Here is a 19,124-nt window from a genome sequence, read left to right on the forward strand (position 1 = left end):
GCGGGCGCGGCGGAATGGATAGCGGTCAGAGCGCCGGCCCGAAGGCCCTCATTGGGTGAGGGCCGCGAACTGCTTCAGCTGGTAGTCGCGGTTGCCGAACATGGTGTCGATCTGCATCAGCCGCTTGTAGTAGTGGCTGATCTTCAGCTCGTCGGTCATGCCCATGCCGCCGTGCATCTGCACCGACTCGGCGCCGACGAAGACCCCGCCCTTGCCGATCTGCGCCTTGGCGGCGGTCGCGGCCTTGCGCCGCTCGGCCTCGTCCTCGTCCAGCTTCAGCGTCACCATGTAGGCCATGGAACGCGACTGCTCCAGTTCGATGAAGCAGTCCACCATGCGGTGCTGCAGCACCTGGAACTTGCCGATCGGCACGCCGAACTGCTTGCGGGTCTTGAGGTACTCGTTGGTCTCGTCCTTGAGCACTTCCATGCAGCCGACCGCCTCGGCGCAGAGCGCTGCGATGGCGCGGTCGACGACCTTCTCGATGACAGGCATGGCCTTGCCTTCCTCGCCCAGCAGGGCGTCGGCGCCGACCTCGACGCCTTCCAGCATCACCTCGGACGCGCGCAGGCCGTCCGCGGTCGGGTAGTCGCGGCGGCTCAGGCCATTGGCGTTGTTGTCGACGATGAACAGGGAGACCCCGTCACGGTCGCGCTGGCCGCCCGAGGTGCGAGCGGAAACGATGATCTTGTCCGCCGCCGGCGCGCCGTAGACCACCGACTTGTGGCCCGAGAGCTTCCAGCCGCCGCCGGACTTCTCGGCCTTGGTGGCGACGTCGGCAAGGTTGAAACGGCTGGTCGGCTCGGCATAGGCGAAGGCGACCATGCAGGACCCGTCGGCGATGGCGCCCAGGATCTCGGTCTTCTGCGTTTCGTTACCGGCCTCGGCGATCAGGCCGCCGCCGAGCACCACGGTCGGCAGATAGGGCTCGGTGAGCAGGCCGCGGCCGATGCCTTCCATGATCACCATGGTCTCCACGGCGCCGCCGAAGCCGCCATGCTCCTCGGGAAGGCCCACCGCCAGCCAGCCGAGCTCCGCGAAGGTCTTCCAGTTGTCGCGGCTGAAGCCCTCGTCGGAGTTGGCGATCTTGCGCCGCTTCTCGAAGTCGTACTCGTTCTGGATGAAACGGTCGACGCTGTCCTTGAGAAGCTGCTGGTCCTCGGAAAGGTTGAAATCCATCTGCCCTTTGTTCCTCCCGCGTTCGCCGGACCCCGTCGCCGGCTCTAAAGTCCCAACACCATCTTGGCGATGATGTTCTTCTGAATTTCACTCGAACCGCCGGCGATGGTGATCGCCCGCATGAAGAGATGCTGTCCCAGCACGCCCTCGGCATGGTCCGGTCCGACCGGGGTCCGGTTGCTGCCCGGGGTCTCGTCCGGCATGTCGTAGGGAGCGGCATAGTATCCCAGCGCCTCGACCGTCAACTCGGTAATCGACTGGGTGACCTCCGAACCGAGCAATTTCAGCATGGAGGCCTCGCCGCCGGGGGGCGAGCCCTCCTGCATGTCGGCCAGGACGCGCAGGTTGCAGTATTCCAGCGAGGTCAGCTTGACCTCGGTCTCGGCGACCTTGCGGCTGAAGACATCGTCCTCGATCAGGGGGCGGCCGTCAGCCTGCTCGGAGAAGGCGATCTCCTTCAGCCGCCGGAGCAGCTTCTTGTTCCAGGCGACCTCGGCAATGCCGGCGCGCTCGTTGCCCAGCAGGAACTTGGCGTAGGTCCAGCCCTTGTTCTCCTCGCCGATGCGGTTCTCCACCGGCACGCGCACATCCTCGAAAAACACCTCGTTGACGTGATGGCCCCGGTCCATGAGGTGGATCGGCCGGACGGTGACGCCCGGCGTCTTCATGTCGATCAGCAGGAAGGTGATCCCCTCCTGCTGCTTGCCGTCGGAGGCAGTACGGACCAGGCAGAAGATCCAGTCCGCGTAGTGCGCCAGCGAGGTCCAGATCTTCTGGCCGTTGACGATGTAGTCGTCGCCGTCGCGGACGGCTGACGTCTTCAGGCTGGCGAGGTCGGAACCGGAACCCGGCTCGGAATAGCCCTGGCACCACCAGTGCTCGCCCGACAGCAGCTTCGGCAGGAAATAGTCCTTCTGCGCCTGGCTGCCGAAGGTATAGATCACCGGTCCCACCATCTGCAGCCCGAATGGCAGGAGCGGCGGGGCGTCGGCGTTGTGACATTCCTCGTCGAAGATGTGGCGCTCGGCGGGCGTCCAGCCGCAGCCGCCATGTTCCTTCGGCCACCAGCCGGCGACCCAGCCCTTCCGGTGCAGGATGCGGTGCCAGCGCAGATAGTCGTCGCGCTTCAGCTCGCGGCGGTTGCGGACCTTCTCGCGCAGATCGTCCGGCAAGTGCTCGGCCAGAAAGGCGCGCACTTCCTCGCGGAACGCCAATTCTGCGGGCGAGAACGCCAGATCCATGCTTCGTGGTCCTCCCGGCGCGCCATCTCCCCCGGCGCGCGCGGAACTCTAGCGCGAGGGCCGGAGCGCTGTCCACAATGCCCCCGCGTCAAGACCCCGGATCAGGTTTCCCGGATGCCCCGCAGCCTCTCCGTCCGGCGGCGCAGCAGTTCCAGCGTGAACAGCAGCATCGCCGAGACGAGGGTCAGCAGGGTCGCCACGGCGAGGATCGTCGGGCTGATCTGCTCGCGGATGCCGGAGAACATCTGCCAGGGGATCGTGCGCTGGTCGAAGGAGCCGACGAACAGCACCACCACGACCTCGTCGAACGAGGTGATGAAGGCGAACAGCGCGCCCGAGATCACGCCGGGCGTGATCAGCGGCACGATCACCTTGAAGAAGGTCCGCGCCGGCGAGGCGCCGAGGCTGTAGGACGCCCGGGTCAGGTTGTGGTCGAAGCCCACCAGTGTCGCCGTCACGGTGATGACCACGAAGGGCGTGCCCAGCGCGGCGTGGGCCAGAATGACGCCGATATGCGTGCCCTGCAGGCCGACGGAACTGTAGAAGAAGAACATGCCCGCCGCGGAGATGATCAGCGGCACGATCATCGGCGAGATCAGGATCGACATGACGATGGTGCGGTAGGGCATGGTCGGCCGCGAGAGGCCCAGCGCCGCAAGGGTCCCGAGCGTGGTCGAGATGATGGTCGCGAAGATGGCGATCACCACCGAGTTCCAGACCGCGCCCTGCCAATTGGGATTGGTCAGGAAGTCCTGGTACCACTTCGTCGAATAGCCGGCCGGATCAAGCGCCAGCATCTCCGGCGTGAAGGAGAAATAGGGCACCGAATTGAACGACAGCGGGATGATGACGACCAGCGGGAAGATCAGGAAGAACAGGATCAGTGCGCAGATCACGCGGAAGGCGTAGTGCCAGACACGCTCGATCGGAGAATAGTACGGAGGAAGCGCCGCCATCGTATCAGCCCAGCTTCATGTTATCGATGCCGACGATCTTGTCGTAGAGAATGTAGAAGGCGAGCACGATGCCCAGCAGGATCACGCCAAGCGCCGCCGCCAGTCCCCAGTTCAGCGAAACCGAGATGTTGTAGGCGATGCGGTTGGAGATGAAGGTGCCGTCGGTGCCGCCGACCAGTTCCGGCGTGATGTAGTAGCCGATGGCCAGGATGAACACCAGGATGGCGCCCGCGCCGATGCCCGGCACCGTGTTCGGGAAGTAGACCTTCCAGAACGCGGGCCAGGGATGAGCCCCCAGCGAGGTCGCCGCCCGCATGTAGCTCGGCGGGATCGTCTTCATCACGCTGTAGAGCGGCAGCACCATGAACGGCAGCAGGATGTGTGTCATGGCGATGACCGTGCCGGTGGCGTTGTGGATCATCGCCAGCCGTCCGTCATCGGAGATCAGGCCGAGGAAGATGAAGGTGTCGTTGAGCACGCCCTGCTGCTGCAGCAGCGCGATCCAGGATGTCGTCCGCACCAGCAGCGAGGTCCAGAAGGGCAGCAGCACGCAGATGATCAGCAGGTTGCCGATGCGCGCCGGCTGGGTGGCGATCAGGTAGGCGACGGGAAAGCCTAGAACCAGCGTCAGTACCGTGATCAGCGTGCTTAGCAGCACTGTGCGGATGAACAGCTTGGAATAGATGGCGCGTTCGGACTCGACGAATTCGATGCCGCCGTCCGGCTGCGGCTTGGCGTCGATCGCCGAGAGGAAATAGCCGGCCGTGAACGGACCCGAGAACATCTTGATCGTCTGCCAGGTCGCGACCTTCGCCCAGTCCTTGTCGGCCTCGATGAGCTTTTCCTTGTAGGGCCCTTCCTCCATGCGCTGGGCCTTGCGGGCAGAACCGCGGAACAGGCTGGACATGCCTGAGCGCTCGTAGTTGAGGCGCTGGCCCACCTTGGTGTTGGTGCGGTTTTCCTTGGCTTCCTGGAGGTCGAGAACCATCGCCTCGAAAACCGCCTCGCCGGGCAGGTCGCCCGAGGTCTCGTCCCAGTCCTCCAGCGCCTCGGTGCTGCGCGGCAGGATTTCCGCAACCATGTCGTTCTCGACCGAGCGGAGCAGCATGTCGCCGATCGGCAGCATGAATGTGAAGAAGATGAAGGCGAAGAGCGGCAGCACGAGGCCGATCGAGATCACCTTCTTGCGGAACATGGCCCGCGCCAGGCTCGACTTCAGCGAGCGGCCATCGGCGGTGACAAGACCAGCTTCCTTGACGGTGGTGTAACTCATCCTGCTCCCTCAAGCGCCCCTCGATGGGTTCCGGCGCCCATGCCGGGCGGCCGTGGTCGCGGCCGCCGGGGATGGGTCTGTCCGCGCCGCCATTGCAGCGGCGAATGCCGGGGCGGGCGGACCCGCCCCGGCTTCCGTCGGACGTCGGAGACTACTCCAGGAGCCAGGCCTGGAACCGCTCGTCGATGTCGTCGCGGTTATCCGCCCAGAACTCGTAGTTGTAGAGCAGGGTGGTCTTCGAATTCTCCGGATCGGTCGGCATGTGCGGACCCATCGGGATACCGAGTTCCGCGTGATCGCCGACCAGAGGCGCCGACGACTTGCGCGCCGGGCCATAGGAGATGTACTTGGCCTGATCCGCCAGACGCTGGGTGTCGGTGGCGAACTTCAGGTACTCCATCACTTCGGCTTCATTGTCGCCCCCCGTCGGCACGATCCAGCCGTCGAGGTCGAAGACCTGCCAGTCCCAGAGCATCTTGATCGGCTGCTTCTGCTCCTCGATGGCGGCGAACAGCCGGCCGTTGTAGGCCGAGGCCATCACGACCTCGCCGTCGGCGAGCAGCTGCGGCGGCTGAGCGCCCTTGGTCCACCAGACGACACTGTCCTTGATGGTGTCCAGCTTGGCGAGCGCCCGCTCGACGCCTTCCCGGGTGCCGAGCACGTCATAGACGTTGGCCGGATCGACGCCATCGCAGATCAGCGCCCATTCCATGTTGTTGATGGGGTTCTTTTCCATCGACCGCTTGCCGGGGAAATTCTGCAGGTCGAAGACGTCGCAGACACTGGTCGGATCCTTGTCCAGCATGTCGTGGCGATAGCCCCAGGTGGTGGAGTAGACGATCTGCGGAATGAAGCATTCCGAGACGATCAGGTCGCCGAAGTCTTCCGAGGCGGGCGTGCCGTCCGGCGCAGGCGCCAGAACCTTGTCATGGTCGATCGGCTTGGCCAGGCCCTCGTCGCAGAGACGGATGGCATCCGCGGCGACCACGTCGACCAGATCCCAGGTGACGTTGCCGGCTTCGTTCATCGCCCTGAGCTTGGCCACGGCCTCGCTCGAGGAATCGTCGTTCACGATCGAGACGTCGGAATTATTCTTCATGTAGGGATCGTGATAGGCGTTCTGCTGGCTCGCGGAATACGCGCCGCCCCAGCTCACGATCACCAGCTCGGTGTCCGCCGACGCGTTGCCGGCGAAGCCGCCGGCCGCCGCCGCCATGGCCGCGGCTGCGGCCGTTAGTGCGATGCGTTTCATGGATGCCTCCTTGTTGCTACTCGCGCTGCTTGCGCCCTGTTCGGCGTCACAGACCCTCGGGCCAGTCAAGGGCCCGGCAGTCACGTGTCCGCCACCCGAGGGCGACTTCACTGCCGGGCGACAGCCCGGCACGTTCGGTTGAATTCGGTATCTTGACGACGAAGTCGTCGCGGCCGCAGACGGTCATGCGCGTGCGGATGTGGTCGCCGAGATAGATCAGCTCCTCCACCCGTCCCTCGACCCGGGAATCGCAGCCCTCGGCCTCTTCGCCCATACGCACCCGCTCGGGCCGCAGCGACAGCATGGTCTCGCTGCCCACGCCCTCATGGCCGATCGAAAGCGCACGAACCTTTTCGCCGGTCTTCAGCGTCACGACGCACTGGTCGCCCTCGACGCTCTCGACGCGGCCGGTGAGCTTGTTGTTCTCGCCGATGAACTGCGCCACGAAGGCGTTGTCGGGCCGCTCGTAGAGCGCATCGGGCTCGGCGAGCTGCTGGATCACGCCGTCGTTGAACACCGCGATGCGGTTGGACATCGTCAGCGCCTCCGACTGGTCGTGGGTGACGTAGACCACGGTGATGCCGAGATTGTCGTGGATGTGCTTGATCTCGAATTGCATCTGCTCGCGCAGCTGCTTGTCCAGCGCGCCCAGCGGTTCGTCCATCAGCACCAGCTTGGGATCGAAGACCAGCGCCCTGGCCACGGCGACGCGCTGCTGCTGGCCGCCGGAGAGCTGCGCCGGACGGCGATGGCCCAGCTCCGGCAACTGAACCATCTCCAGCGCCCGCTGCACCCGCTCCTCGATCTCGGCGCGGCCCATCCGGCGCACGCGCAGCGGAAAGGCCAGGTTCTCGGCCACCGTCATGTGGGGAAACAGGGCGTAATTCTGGAACACCATGCCGATGTCGCGCTTGTGCGGCGGCACGTTGTTCAGATGGTTGCCGTCGAGGACAACCTTGCCGTGGGTGGGGGTCTCGAACCCTGCCAGCATCATCAGGCAGGTGGTCTTTCCGGAACCGGAAGGACCAAGCATCGTCAGGAATTCACCCTTGGCGATGTCAAGATTCAAGTTTTTGACGACTAGCGTTTCGCCATCATAACTTTTCTGGACTTCCTGGAAGCTGACGAAAGGATCGCCCGCCGCCACGGTTGCGGTCGCATCGTTCATGAAGTCTTTTCTTACCGTCCCTTGCCGACGTTGGTCGCTCTACTGCGCGCCTGCCGCTTTTCTCTCGGCTTCGACCCGCAACCTCCCGAAGGCGTCGCTACGATGTCAGTTTTGCGTCGGGCGCGCAACCCGCCTGTCAAAAATCAGAATTGACGCAGCAGACGATCAAGGTAATCGAGTTCGTTTTCGCTGCGATGGCGCTGCCCCGAACGCTTGCGCAACTCATCGAGTATTTCCCGCGATCGCTGTAATGCGCCCTTTTCCGGCACCATGTCGCCGGAGGTGTCGCCCCAGCTCTCCGCCGGGGTCCGGCCGAGGGGGTCGGTGTCCTCGCCGTCGATGCCGGCCTGGCCGGCGCCCTGGTCGCTCTGTCCCTCGTTCTCACCGCGATTGGCCATTTCCTCGAGCACCGATTCCGTGCCCCGGCGCAGCTGATCCAGCGCCCGGTTCTGCCGATCCAGCGCCCCGTCCCGGTCGCCCTGGCCCAGCGAGCCCTCGGCGCCGCGCATCGACTGCTCGGCCTGACCCAGCTCGTCGGGAATGCGGCCCATGCCCTCGCCCAGCCGCCGCATCAGTTCGCCCAGCTGGCGCCGGAGCGCCTCCTGCTGCTGGGCCAGATCCCCGTCGCCCGGCTGACCGCCCTGTCCCTGCCGGGGCTCGCCGCGCTCGCCCTGCTGGCCCTGACGGCCCTGACGACCGGGCGGCGTGAAGGGGTTGCGCTGCGTGGGCAGACGGGAATTCGGCTGGTTGCGGCGCTGCTGGCGCCTGTAGGTCTCGTCCATGAGCTCCTGCTGGCGCTGCATCATGCGGCCCAGTTCGTCCAGCATCTGCGCGCCCTCCTGCTGGCCCTGGGCGGATTGCGGGCGTTTGCCCATCTGCAGGTTCTCAAGCATCTCCTGAAGCTGGGAGAGCATGTCGCGCGCCTGGTCGCGCGCGCCCGACCGCGACAGCTCCCGCGCCCGGTCGAGAATGTCGGCGAGGTCCCGCTGATCCATGGTCTCGCCGTCCTGCATCTCCGGCAGTTCCTCGCCGCTCTGCATGCGTTCCATCGCCTGCTGCTGCAGGGCCTGGAGATATTCGTCCATCGCCTGCTGCAGTTCGTCCATCAGGCGCTGGATCTCCTCCTCGGAGGCGCCGCTGGCCAGCGCTTCCTGCAGTTTCTGCTGGATGTCGCGAAGCTTCTTCAGCGCCACGGAAATCTGGCCCTCCTCGATGCGCAGCGCCGTGCGCCAGAGCAGTTCCTCATTGTCGGCGATGACGCCGGGTGCGCCGCTTTCGGCCAGTTCCGCCCGCGCCAGCGAGAGCATCAGATGCGCGGCCAGGTCATCGTCGTAGACGCCCGGATTGATCTGCAGCGCGCTGATTGCGCGCACCACCCACTCGCGATGCGCGTCGGCGTCGACGATGAGCTTGCGGCGCTGTTCGATGACCGCGCGCGCCGCCGGCTGGGAGAACTGCCGTGCGGGAAGTGTCATTTCCAGCACGCCGCTGTCGGCGGTCTGCCCCGCCTGGTCCTGCGCCCGGAGGTGGAAGGTGACCGGCAGGCCGGCCCACCGGTGCGCGGTCAGGTCGCGAAAGACCGTATCCTCGATACTGCGCTGTCCCCGGCCCGGCAGGGGCAGTTCGAGCACCAGTCCCTCCTCCTCACCATCCGCGCGCCGGATATGGGCGCTGATCGAGGTCAGACCGTAGTCGTCGGTTGCGTGATAGCTGACCTGCATCGCGCCGCGGAGCGACGTCTCGATGTCCTTGGTGATTTCCACTGCGGGCGGCGCGTCCGGAATGATCTCGATCATCCAGCGGCCGAGGACTTCGCCATCGTTCTCGATGCCCAGCGGACCGCCGGCCGTGAGTTCCGTCTCGAACTGCGCGTCCCGTTCGCTCACGGCCTCGAAGGCGCGTACCGTCTCGCCCTGCCGCATCTCCGGCAGGCCGGGCCCGTGATAACGGGCCAGCAGGCGGCTGTTGACCGGCACCTGCAGCGTCCGGGTCTCCTCCCCCGCCATCGCCGAAATGAACATCGGCGGATGGCCGGTATAGGCCGGCGGGGTGATCCAGGCCTCCATCACCGCCGGCTCCGTGCCGGCCGGCGCGAAGCCCGGCTCCAGCGCGGCCTGCAGGTTGTCGCCGAAACGCTGCCCGCCCGCGGCAAGGCCCAGCGCCAGCAACAGGACCGCGGCGAAGCGCAGGGCGTAGGGATCGCGGCGCGCCGTATCCGGCTTCGGCGCCGGCACGGTCAGGGCGTCGATCCGTTCCGCCATGCGGCGGCGATGGGCTTCCCACAGCCCCGCCGCGGCCGGATCGCCCCCGCCCAGCGCCATGCGGTCGCCGACAGCCGTCAGCGGCCTGTGACTGACACCTTCGCCCTCCAGGCGCCGGGTGACCTCGGCCGCCGAAGGCGGATGGAACAGGATCAGGGATCGGACGCCGAGCCCGGCCACGGCCAGAGCCCAAAGGCCGATCAGGGCCAGGTGCAGATAGCCGGGAAGCGCGCTCCAGAGACCCGCGGCGGTTGCCGCCAGGCCGACGCAGAGCAGCGCCACCGGCGCCCAGAGCAGCGGCGTCAGACGTTCGAGGATCAGCGAGCTTCGGGTCAGCAGTCTCTTGCGGCGAAGGCGTCGCCGGGCGTCGGCGTCGAGGATGTCGTGGGCCGTCGGTCTATCTGCTGGCGACATTCACGCTCCTTTCGCCGAGCCCCCCCGGGCCGCACCGCCGCGCAGCCACTCCGGTATCTGATCCCTCGCGATCAGGCTTTCCAGATCCTCGCGCGGACGGACGACGGCGAAACGATCGCCGTCCACCATCACCTCGGCGACCAGTGGCCGGGTATTGTAGGTCGACGACATCACCGCGCCATAGGCGCCCGCAGTCTCGAAACAGACGATATCACCCGCGGCGAGAGGGGGCACTTCACAATCCCGAGCGAACATGTCGCCGCTCTCGCAGACCGGCCCGACCAGGTCGACCTTCTCGAAGGCGCTGTCCGGCGCCGGCTCGCGTTCCGCCATCACCTCATGGCGGGCATCGTACATCGCCGGGCGGATGAGATCGTTCATCGCCGCATCGAGGATGACGAATTTCCGGTCCTGGCCTTGTTTGACGTAGATCACCGAAGTCATCAGCACGCCCGAATTCCCGGCGATCATCCGGCCCGGCTCGAAGATCAGCTCACAGCCCAGATTGCCGACCGTGCGCTGGACGACGCCGGCATATGCGTCCGGATGCGGCCAGGGCGCGTTGCGTTCGTAGGGAATGCCCAGACCGCCGCCCAGATCGACCGAACGGATGGCATGGCCGTCATCGCGCAGCGCGTGGACCAGATCCGCGACCTTCGCGAAGGCGCGTTCGAACGGCGTCAGGTTGGTGAGTTGGGAGCCGATGTGGACGTCCACGCCGACGATCTCGATGGACGGGTGCGTTGCCGCCCAGCGGTAGATCTCCCGGGCGCGGTCGAACGGCACGCCGAACTTGTTCTCCTTCTTGCCGGTGGAGATCTTGGCGTGGGTTTCCGCGTCCACGTCCGGATTGACGCGGAAGGCGACCGGCGCGCGCAGGCCCATCGAGTCCGCAACCGCGGCGAGCACTTCCAGCTCCGGCTCGCTTTCCACGTTGAACTGCCGGATGCCGGCTTCCAGCGCCGCGCGCATCTCCGGGGCCGTCTTGCCGACGCCGGAGAAGACGATCTTTCCGCCCGGAATGCCGGCGGCCAGGGCGCGCCGGAGTTCGCCCAGGGAGACGACATCGGCGCCGGAGCCGAGATCGGCCAGCACCCGGATCACGGCCTGGTTGGAGTTCGCCTTCAGCGAATAGCAGATCAGATGCTTCACACCCGGCGCGGCGCTGGCCAGGGCGCCGGCAAAGACCTTGTAGTGCCGCCGGAGCGTCGCCGCCGAATAGACATAGGCCGGTGTGCCGACCTCGGCTGCGATCGTCGCCAGCGGCACGCCCTCCGCATGGAGCCGGCCGCCGCGGTAATCGAAATAGTTCATTGCTGCTTCTTCTCCTCGGCGTCCGCGGACGCCGCAGCGGCGGCTGCTTCCGAAGGCGTCTTCGGATTGCCCTTCTTGCCGCAGGCGCCGAGCGCCAGGAGGGCAACGGCCAACAGGATCAGGAGGGGTCTCATGCCAGCTTCTCCTTCCAGCGTTCGATCTGGGCGCGGACCTGCGCCGGCGCGGTGCCGCCATAGGAATTGCGCCCGTGCACGGCGCGCTCGACGGTCAGCGCCTCGAAAACGGCCTCGCTCACGCCGGGCGCGATCGAGCGGAGTTCGTCCAGTGAGAGATCGCCCAGGTCGCAGCCCTTCGCCTCGGCCATGCGCACCGCCGCGCCGGTGGCGTGATGGGCCTCGCGGAACGGCATGTCGAGGTTCTGCACAAGCCAGTCGGCGAAGTCGGTGGCCGTGGCGAAGCCCTGGGCGGCAGCGCGGCCCATCGCACCGGCATCCGGCGACATGTCCGCGATCATCCCGGTCATGGCCGTGACCGACAGTTCGATCGTGTCGGCGGCATCGAAGACCGCCTCCTTGTCCTCCTGCATGTCCTTGCCATAGGTCATCGGCAGGCCCTTCATGACTGTCGTCAGCGCGACATAGGAACCGGTGATTCGGCCGATCTTGGCCCTGACCAGTTCCGCGGCGTCGGGATTTCGTTTCTGCGGCATGATCGACGAGCCGGTCGAGAAGGCGTCGGACATCTTCACGAAACTGAATTGTGCCGAGGACCAGATCACCAGTTCCTCCGCGAGCCGCGACAGGTGCATCGCGCAGACGCTGGCGGCGTGCAGGTAGTCCAGGGCGAAGTCCCGGTCGGAGACCGAATCCAGACTGTTCGCCGTCGGCCGGTCGAAACCCAGCGCAACTGCCGTCGCGTCCCGGTCGATCGGGAAGGAAGTGCCGGCCAGGGCCGCCGCGCCGAGCGGGCATTCGTTCAGCCGCCGCCGCGTTTCGGCGAAGCGATCGCGGTCACGCGCCGCCATCTCCAGATAGGCCATCATGTGATGACCGAAGGTCACCGGCTGCGCCACCTGCAGGTGCGTGAAGCCGGGCATCGCGGTCTCGGCGTGGGCTTCGGCCTGCGCCAGCAGCGCCCGCTGGAAGTCGGCCAGCATGCCGTCCAGGCGGTCGATGGCGTCGCGCAGCCAGAGCCTGAAGTCGGTCGCCACCTGGTCGTTGCGGCTGCGCGCGGTGTGCAGACGGCCCGCGGCGTCGCCGATCAACTCGCGCAGGCGCGCCTCCACGTTCATGTGGATGTCCTCCAGCGCGGCGGAGAATTCGAACCGGCCCTCACCGATCTCTCGCAGGATCGTGTTCAGCCCGTCGGTGATGGCCGTCAGGTCTTCCCTTGTCAGCACGCCCCGATCGGCCAACATGGTCGCATGCGCAATCGAACCCCGGATGTCCTGGGCATAGAAGCGCTTGTCATAATCGATGGAGGCGTTGATCTTCTCCATCACCTTCGCGGGGCCGCCGGCGAAACGGCCGCCCCACATGATATTGCTGGCATCTTTGTCGGACATGGATACCCGGAGGACCTGAATGAAGTTGCGTCTGCTGCCGGCGCTCGTCGCCGTCACGTTCCTTAATCTGACTGCCGCGGCAGCGGAACCCCCACTGGCGAAATTCGCCGCCGGCGAGGTGGCGAACTTCACCGCGCACGCGGAGCCCAGGCCGCTGGACGCGATCGCGTTCCAGGACGCCGATGGCGCCGAGAGGAGCCTGGCTGACTTCGAGGGGCAGGTGGTGCTGGTCAATCTCTGGGCGACATGGTGCGCGCCCTGCCGGCACGAGATGCCCTCGCTGGACCGGCTGGCCGAAGCCATAGACGATCCCGAATTCAGCCTCGTGGCGATCTCGCTGGACCGGGCCGGTGCCGACAAGGCGAAAGCCTTCCTGGACGAGATCGGGGTGGAGAACCTGGATTTCTACATCGATCCCTCGGCGCGGACCGGCATGCGCCTGCAGGCCTTCGGCCTGCCCGTCACCATCCTGATCGGGCGCGACGGCCGGGAACTCGGCCGCCTCGTCGGTCCGGCGGAGTGGGACAGCGAGGAAGCGCAGGCGCTGATCCGCGCGGCGCTGGCCGGCGGCTCCTGAGCGGATCGGTCAGCCGCTGGCGCGGGGAATCTCGACCTGACGGTGGATCGACACCGACAGGATCAGACCGAAGCCGATCAGCAGGGTCAGCATGGCCGTGCCGCCGTATGAAATCAGCGGCAGCGGCACGCCCACGACCGGCAGGATGCCGGTGACCATGCCCACATTGATGAACACATAGAGGAAGAACGTCGCGGCGATGCCGATCGCCACCAGCCGGCCGAACTGGTTGCGGCTGCGGAAGCCGATCACGTAGGCGTAGATCAGGATCAGCGTGTAGATCGCCAGCAGCGCCAGCCCGCCCATCATGCCGAATTCCTCCGCCAGCATGGTGAAGATGAAATCGGTGCGCATCTCGGGCAGAAAGTTCAGGTGGCTCTGCGTGCCCTGCAGGAAGCCCTTGCCCGCCACGCCGCCCGATCCCAGCGCGATCTTCGACTGCAGGATGTGATAGCCCGCGCCCAGCGGATCGCGCTCCGGGTTGAAGAAGGTCATCACCCGGCCCTTCTGGTACTCATGGAGCTGCGACCAGGCGATCGGCAGGGCGGCGACCGCCACGGCGATGGCGAGCGCGAACTTCCATATCCGTACGCCGGCGAGGAAGAAGATCACCGCCCCTCCGGCGGCCAGCAGCAGGGCCGTGCCGAGATCGGGCTGGCGCAGCACCAGGGCCGTCGGAACGGCGATCAGCAGCAAGGGCGGGACCAGCCACAGTACCCGTCCGGCTTCCTCCAGCGAAAGCCCGTGGAAATAGCGCGCGAGCGCCAGCACGAGCGCGATCTTCATCAGCTCGGACGGCTGCAGGTTGATGAAGCCGAGGCTGATCCAGCGGGTCGCGCCCATGCCCGTGGTGCCGACGACCTCGACGCCGATCAACAGGACCAGCGCGCCGAGATAGATCAGATAGGCCCAGCGCATCCAGAAGCGGATGTCGATCAGGGCGATGACCACCATCAGCGCCAGACCGACTCCGAAACGCATCATCTGCCGGATCGCCCATGGTTCGAGCGAGCCGTTGGCGGCCGAATAGAGCATGGCGAAGCCGATGCACGCGGTAAGCGCGAGCAGTGCGACCAGGCCCCAGTTCAGGCCGAGAAGCTTGCGGCCCAGGCCCATATGCGCTTCGCCCCTGCGATAGGCCATCGCCACGGCTCAGCCCTCCTCCGAGGCCGGGGCACGCGCCGCGACCTCGGGCTTCGACGGATCCAGGCGAAGAGTCTCCTCCAGGATATCGCGGGCGAGCGGCGCCGCCGTCGAGGAGCCGCTGCCGCCATGCTCGGCGACCACGGCGATGGCGTAGCGCGGGGCGTGGACAGGCGCATAGGCGACGAACAGCGCGTGATCGCGGCTGCGCCACTCCAGTTCCTCGTTCTTGAGCACGCCCGAAAGCCGCTCGGCCTTGGTGATGCGGCGCACCTGGGCGGTGCCGGTCTTGCCCGCCATCTCCCAGCCCTCCCGGTCGATGCTGGAGGCGCGCGCCGTACCCCGTTCGCCGTTGACCACGCGGTTCATACCCTCCCGCACCAGATCCAGCGCCTCGACGGAAATGCCGAGCGGCTCCGGTTCGGCGGCGAGTTCATCCGCCGGCCGGCGCAGGATCGACGGCGTGACGGCATGGCGGCCGTTGGCGAGGCGCGCGGTCATGGTGGCGAGCTGCAGCGGCGTCGTCAGCAGATAACCCTGGCCGATACCGGCGATAAGCGTTTCGCCGAGCTGCCAGGATTCGCCGAAATGCGCCTCCTTCCACATCTTGCGCGGCACCAGCCCGGCGCTCTCGCCCGGCAGATCGGGCAGCAGCTTCCGGCCCATGCCGAGTTTCTCGGCCATGTCGGCGATGCGCTCGATGCCGACCTTGCGGGCGATGTCGTAGAAGTAGATGTCGCAGCTCTGGGTGATCGCCTCGGTCAGATTCATCCAGCCGTGCCCCCAGCGCTTCCAGCAATGGAAGGTGTGGTTGCCGAGCTGGTGGCGGCCATTGCAGAAGACCCGGTGCCCCGCGTCGATGGCCCCGGCCTCCAGCGCCGCGAGCGCCACGGCCATCTTGAAGGTGGAACCCGGCGGATAGCGGCCAGCGACGGCCTTGTTGGTCAGGGGATTGCGGGGATTGGTCGTCAGCCGCCGCCATTCCGCGTTGCTGAGCCCGACATTGAAGGCGTTGGGATCGAAGGTCGGCGTGGAGGCCATGACCAACAGTTCGCCGGAATGGACATCCATCACCACGACCGAACCGCTGTTGCCCGCGAACCGGCGCATGGCGAAACGCTGCAGCCGAACGTCGAGTGTCATGCGGACGTCGGCGCCGGGCCGGCCCTCGGTACGCGAGAGTTCGCGGATCACACGGCCGAAGGCGTTGACCTCGACGCGCTGATTGCCGGCCGCGCCCCGCAGCCGGGATTCCTGGCTGCGTTCCAGCCCGCGCTTGCCGACGCGGAATCCGGGCAGTTCCAGCAACGGGTCGCCGTCGCCGTTCTTCAGGTCGGCCTCCGAGACCGGGGCGACATAGCCGACGGCATGGGCCAGGTGCGCGCCATAGGGATAGTCCCGGGTGTCGCCGACATCGAGCTGGATGCCGGGCAACTCGGGACTGCGCACGTTGATCCGGGCGAATTCCTCCCATGTCAGGTTGTCGACCACCGCGATGGGCACGAAGCCGCGCTTGCGCGCAGCCTCCTTCAGTACCCGCTCCCGTTCATGGTCGCTGACGGACACGATGCGGTTCAGCGCATCCAGGGTTCCGGACACCGAGCTGGTCTGCTCGGGCACGATGACGACGCGGAAATTCTGCCGGTTGGTCGCCACGGGCAGGCCGTTGCGGTCGAGGATACGCCCGCGCGGCGGGGCCAGCAGGCGCAGGTTCATGCGGTTCTCGTCGGCCTGCATGCGATACTGGTCGGATTCCAGCACCTGTAGGTAATAGAGCCGCCCCGCCAGCAGTCCCATCAGGCCGAGCTTGGCCCCGCCCAGGATCGCCGCCCGCCGGGTGAAGACGGGAAAGCGCGCCTTCTCGACCCGCTGCTTCACGCCGGCTGCTCCTGTCCCAGACGGTGCGCGACATAGAGCAGCGGCGCAGCGACGAAGGGAAACAGCGCCACGGTTGAACCGGCCTGCAGCATCACGTCGCCGATCGGTACGATCTCGGCGAAGTAGATGCAGGCGATCAGCCACTGGGCGAGAGCGGCCGGCAGGGCGATCACTGCGAAGCCGGCCCAGGCCAGGGCGAAGGGCCGCCCGACCAGAAAGCGGCGCTGCCCGGCGCAGACCGCCTGCACGACCATCAGCAGCAGCGCGTTGAGACCCAGCGGACCGCCGGTAACGAGATCCTGCGCAAGGCCGATCAGGAAGGCCAGCCAGTGGGGCATCAGATCGGGCCGCTGCACCGCGAAGACGAAGACGGCGATCATGCCGAAGGCCGGCAGAACCGGACCGACCAGAGGTGCGCCGATGGGGACGCTGCCAACCAGGATCAGAAGCACGGTCACCAGACCCGGCAGCGCCAGCAGCAGCCTGGACGGATGCCAGATGCGGTCGTCGCTCACGGCCCGTTGGCCCCCGGATCCAGCGAGGGCGGGCTGTAGCGCAGCACGTTGACCATCTCCAACCGCGACCATTCGACGAAGGGCCGGATACGCACGTCGCCCTGTTCGGCGCGGGCGACCACGCCCACCGGCAGGCCGGGCGGGAAGACGCCGCCATGGCCGGAGGTGACGATGCGGTCGCCGGGGCGCGCCCGGGTCTCCGCCTCCATGAATTCCAGACGCGGCCGGGCGGTGTTGTCGCCCGAAAGGATGGCGCGGCGGCGGCTGTCCTCGACCAGGACCGGCACGCGGCTGTTGAGGTCGGTGATCAGCAGGATGCGCGAGGCGTTGCGGCCCGTCTCCGTCACCCGCCCGACCAGTCCGCGGGCGTTGACGACGGCCTGCTGGGGGGCGACGCCGTCGCGTTCGCCGGCGGCCAGCACCAGGGTACGAACGAACGGCCCGCCGCTTTCACCGATTACCCGGGCGGTGATGTAGCGGACATCGTCGTGACTGCGCACGCTGAGCAGGCTGCGATACTGGGCGTTGTCGCGCTCCAGTTGCCGCGCGACCTCCTGCCAGTGCATCAGCCGGGCGTTCTCTTCGCGCAGCCGGGCGTTCTCTTCGTAGACCCGGAAGACGCTGTCCGCCTCCTCCAAGGCCGCGTTGACCGCGGCAACCGGGCGGGAAAGCACGTCCAGCACGGGGGCGGCGACGTCCAGGATCGCCGTCCGCGCCCTTTCGACCGCAGGCAGGCCCGAACCGCCCGCCGCGAGCAACATCACCGACGCCGCCACAAGGGCCGCCAGGGAGAAGCGGTTCACCAGCAAGCTCATGGGACTTGCCATACGTGCCGCCAGCGGTTTCGACGGACGTCGCACGCTACACTCAACCCCTCATTCGGAAACGTCGTATCGTTGCCGGGACAACGGAAACGATAACCCGTTCTAGCCGCTGCCGCTTAGGACCGCTAGTCATAATTCGCGGGCCTTGACAAGTGATGAACCGACAGAGTCGCAGGATAGATCAAGGCTCGAGTTCTGTATCCCAGTAGAGGTAGTCCCGCCAGCTGTCGTGCAGGTAGTTCGGCGGGAAGGAACGGCCGACATCGTTGAGTTGATGGACCGTCGGCCGCATCGGCGCGCGGCGCGGATGCATCTGGGCGCGGGCCGGCATGCGGCCGCCCTTGCGGATGTTGCACGGCGCGCAGGCGGCGACGACGTTCTCCCAGGTCGTGCGCCCGCCGGCCCGGCGCGGGATCACGTGGTCGAAGGTCAGATCCTCCGTCGAGCCGCAGTACTGGCACCGGAAGCGGTCGCGCAGGAACAGGTTGAAGCGCGTGAACGCCGGATAGGCCGCGGGGCGGATGTATTCCTTCAGCGCGATGACGCTGGGCAACTGCATCGAGAGGCTTGGGCTGGATACCTGCCGGTCATAGAACTGGATGATGTTGACCCGCTCCAGATAGGCGGCCTTCACGGCCTCCTGCCAAGGCCAGACCGAGAGCGGAAAATAGCTGAGCGGCCGGAAATCCGCATTGAGCACCAGCGCGGGATATTTCTCAGGCTTCAGATACACGGGCTTGCCCCCAGGCGAATCCTTAGCTGTTCAGGCCGCGTGCGGATTGTCTCTCCGGCGAATCGAAAGCGCAACCGCTTAGGGGATCCATATCCGGTGGCGCTGACGGAAATATGACACAAGATGTCCCTCAGCCGATGGCGCAGGACACGGGACCGGCGCATTGGAGCCGGCCGGCGAAGGCCAGCGCGAGATGCCGCGTGGCGATCTCGATACCGTCCGGAGCGATGCCGTGACCGATGCCGGCGGAGATGTGGAAGGCGACCGGCACACCGGCGCGCCCCAAGCCGGCCGCGGCCCAGAACATGGCCAGCGGCGGCACCAAGTCGTCCTGGTCGCCGTGGACCAGCTGCACCGGCACCGGAGCGACCTGCTCGCCGGCCAGCGCCTCCGGACCCAGCAGGGCGCCGGAAAAGCCGACGATGGCCGCCGGCGGCGTCGGCCGGCGCAGTCCCAGATGCAGCGACATCATCGTGCCCTGGCTGAACCCGACCAGCGCCAGCGCGCCGCCATCGAGCCCGTGGCGCGCCAGTTCTTCGTCGATGAACCCATCGAGCGCCGGGGCCGCGTCGGTGGCGCGGTCGGCCATCGCGGCATAGCGTTCGGCCAGCCTCTCGGGGTCGCGGCTCATCATCGCCGGATCGTCCAGCGAGATCGGAAACCACTCCCGGCCCATGGGCGCCGATCCGCAGGGGTCCGGGCCGTCGGGGGCCACGAAGGCGGCCTCCGGCAGGGCGCGCTGCAGATAGGGCGCCAGCGCAATCAGGTCATTGCCGTCGGCGCCATAGCCATGCACCAGGACGACGAGCTGTTTCGGCTTGCCGCCGCTGGCAGGCGGCACGCGGGGGCCGGAGAGCTGTTTCATGGAGCC

16 protein-coding genes are annotated in these 19,124 nt (G+C 66.9%); 1 reads left to right on the plus strand and 15 read right to left on the minus strand.

What is annotated here, in order from left to right; genetic code table 11:
- Positions 1-48: 48 nt before the first annotated feature.
- From TEF_16890 to TEF_16930, 9 genes are all read right to left on the minus strand, one after another.
- The gene (locus tag TEF_16890; GenBank protein ANK82279.1) at positions 49-1,179 is read right to left on the minus strand and encodes a pimeloyl-CoA dehydrogenase small subunit; all 1,131 of its coding nucleotides are present in this window, start codon (positions 1,177-1,179) and stop codon (positions 49-51) included.
- 44 nt (positions 1,180-1,223) lie between these two features.
- On the minus strand, positions 1,224-2,420 hold the full coding sequence (locus TEF_16895) for a pimeloyl-CoA dehydrogenase large subunit (protein ANK82280.1): 1,197 nt from the start codon (positions 2,418-2,420) through the stop codon (positions 1,224-1,226).
- A 101-nt stretch (positions 2,421-2,521) separates the two neighbouring features.
- A complete protein-coding gene (locus tag TEF_16900) occupies positions 2,522-3,376 on the minus strand; it encodes a polyamine ABC transporter permease (protein ID ANK82281.1) in 855 nt (284 codons plus the stop codon).
- A gap of 4 nt (positions 3,377-3,380) precedes the next feature.
- The gene (locus tag TEF_16905; protein ANK82282.1) at positions 3,381-4,649 is read right to left on the minus strand and encodes an ABC transporter permease; all 1,269 of its coding nucleotides are present in this window, start codon (positions 4,647-4,649) and stop codon (positions 3,381-3,383) included.
- 151 nt (positions 4,650-4,800) lie between these two features.
- Positions 4,801-5,901, minus strand: a complete 1,101-nt coding sequence (locus TEF_16910) for a spermidine/putrescine ABC transporter substrate-binding protein (protein ID ANK82283.1) — start codon at positions 5,899-5,901, stop codon at positions 4,801-4,803.
- Positions 5,902-5,947: 46 nt separating this feature from the next.
- On the minus strand, positions 5,948-7,069 hold the full coding sequence (locus TEF_16915) for a spermidine/putrescine ABC transporter ATP-binding protein (GenBank protein ANK82284.1): 1,122 nt from the start codon (positions 7,067-7,069) through the stop codon (positions 5,948-5,950).
- Between the two features lie 143 nt (positions 7,070-7,212).
- Positions 7,213-9,744 carry a TIGR02302 family protein gene (locus TEF_16920; GenBank protein ANK82285.1) on the minus strand — a complete coding sequence of 844 codons (2,532 nt, stop codon included), beginning with the start codon at positions 9,742-9,744 and terminating at the stop codon, positions 7,213-7,215.
- Entirely contained in the window at positions 9,745-11,058 is a 1,314-nt protein-coding gene (locus tag TEF_16925) for a diaminopimelate decarboxylase (GenBank protein ID ANK82286.1), read from the minus strand.
- A gap of 130 nt (positions 11,059-11,188) precedes the next feature.
- Entirely contained in the window at positions 11,189-12,583 is a 1,395-nt protein-coding gene (locus TEF_16930; GenBank protein ANK82287.1) for an argininosuccinate lyase, read from the minus strand.
- A gap of 19 nt (positions 12,584-12,602) precedes the next feature.
- On the opposite strand from TEF_16930, the gene TEF_16935 reads away from it, so the two are divergent.
- Positions 12,603-13,160 (plus strand): hypothetical protein, encoded by a 558-nt coding sequence (locus TEF_16935; GenBank protein ID ANK82288.1) that lies wholly within the window; start codon positions 12,603-12,605, stop codon positions 13,158-13,160.
- 9 nt (positions 13,161-13,169) lie between these two features.
- On the opposite strand, the gene TEF_16940 is transcribed toward TEF_16935, so the two are convergent.
- From TEF_16940 to TEF_16965, 6 genes are all read right to left on the minus strand, one after another.
- Entirely contained in the window at positions 13,170-14,303 is a 1,134-nt protein-coding gene (locus TEF_16940; GenBank protein ANK82289.1) for a rod shape-determining protein RodA, read from the minus strand.
- Positions 14,304-14,312: 9 nt separating this feature from the next.
- Positions 14,313-16,181, minus strand: coding sequence for a penicillin-binding protein 2 (locus TEF_16945; GenBank protein ANK82290.1), 1,869 nt, complete (start codon positions 16,179-16,181; stop codon positions 14,313-14,315).
- Complete coding sequence (locus tag TEF_16950; protein ANK82291.1) at positions 16,178-16,696, minus strand: rod shape-determining protein MreD; 519 nt, start codon at positions 16,694-16,696, stop codon at positions 16,178-16,180. Before TEF_16950 ends, TEF_16945 begins: the two co-directional genes overlap by 4 nt.
- A complete protein-coding gene (locus TEF_16955; GenBank protein ANK82292.1) occupies positions 16,693-17,523 on the minus strand; it encodes a rod shape-determining protein MreC in 831 nt (276 codons plus the stop codon). The genes TEF_16950 and TEF_16955 overlap by 4 nt, the downstream gene beginning before the upstream one ends.
- A gap of 178 nt (positions 17,524-17,701) precedes the next feature.
- The gene (locus TEF_16960) at positions 17,702-18,253 is read right to left on the minus strand and encodes an MFS transporter (GenBank protein ANK82293.1); all 552 of its coding nucleotides are present in this window, start codon (positions 18,251-18,253) and stop codon (positions 17,702-17,704) included.
- A gap of 130 nt (positions 18,254-18,383) precedes the next feature.
- The gene (locus tag TEF_16965; protein ID ANK82294.1) at positions 18,384-19,118 is read right to left on the minus strand and encodes a hypothetical protein; all 735 of its coding nucleotides are present in this window, start codon (positions 19,116-19,118) and stop codon (positions 18,384-18,386) included.
- Positions 19,119-19,124 lie beyond the last annotated feature (6 nt).

The sequence above is a fragment of the Rhizobiales bacterium NRL2 genome (genome assembly GCA_001664005.1).
In the GTDB taxonomy this organism is placed as follows: Bacteria; Pseudomonadota; Alphaproteobacteria; order Minwuiales; family Minwuiaceae; genus Minwuia.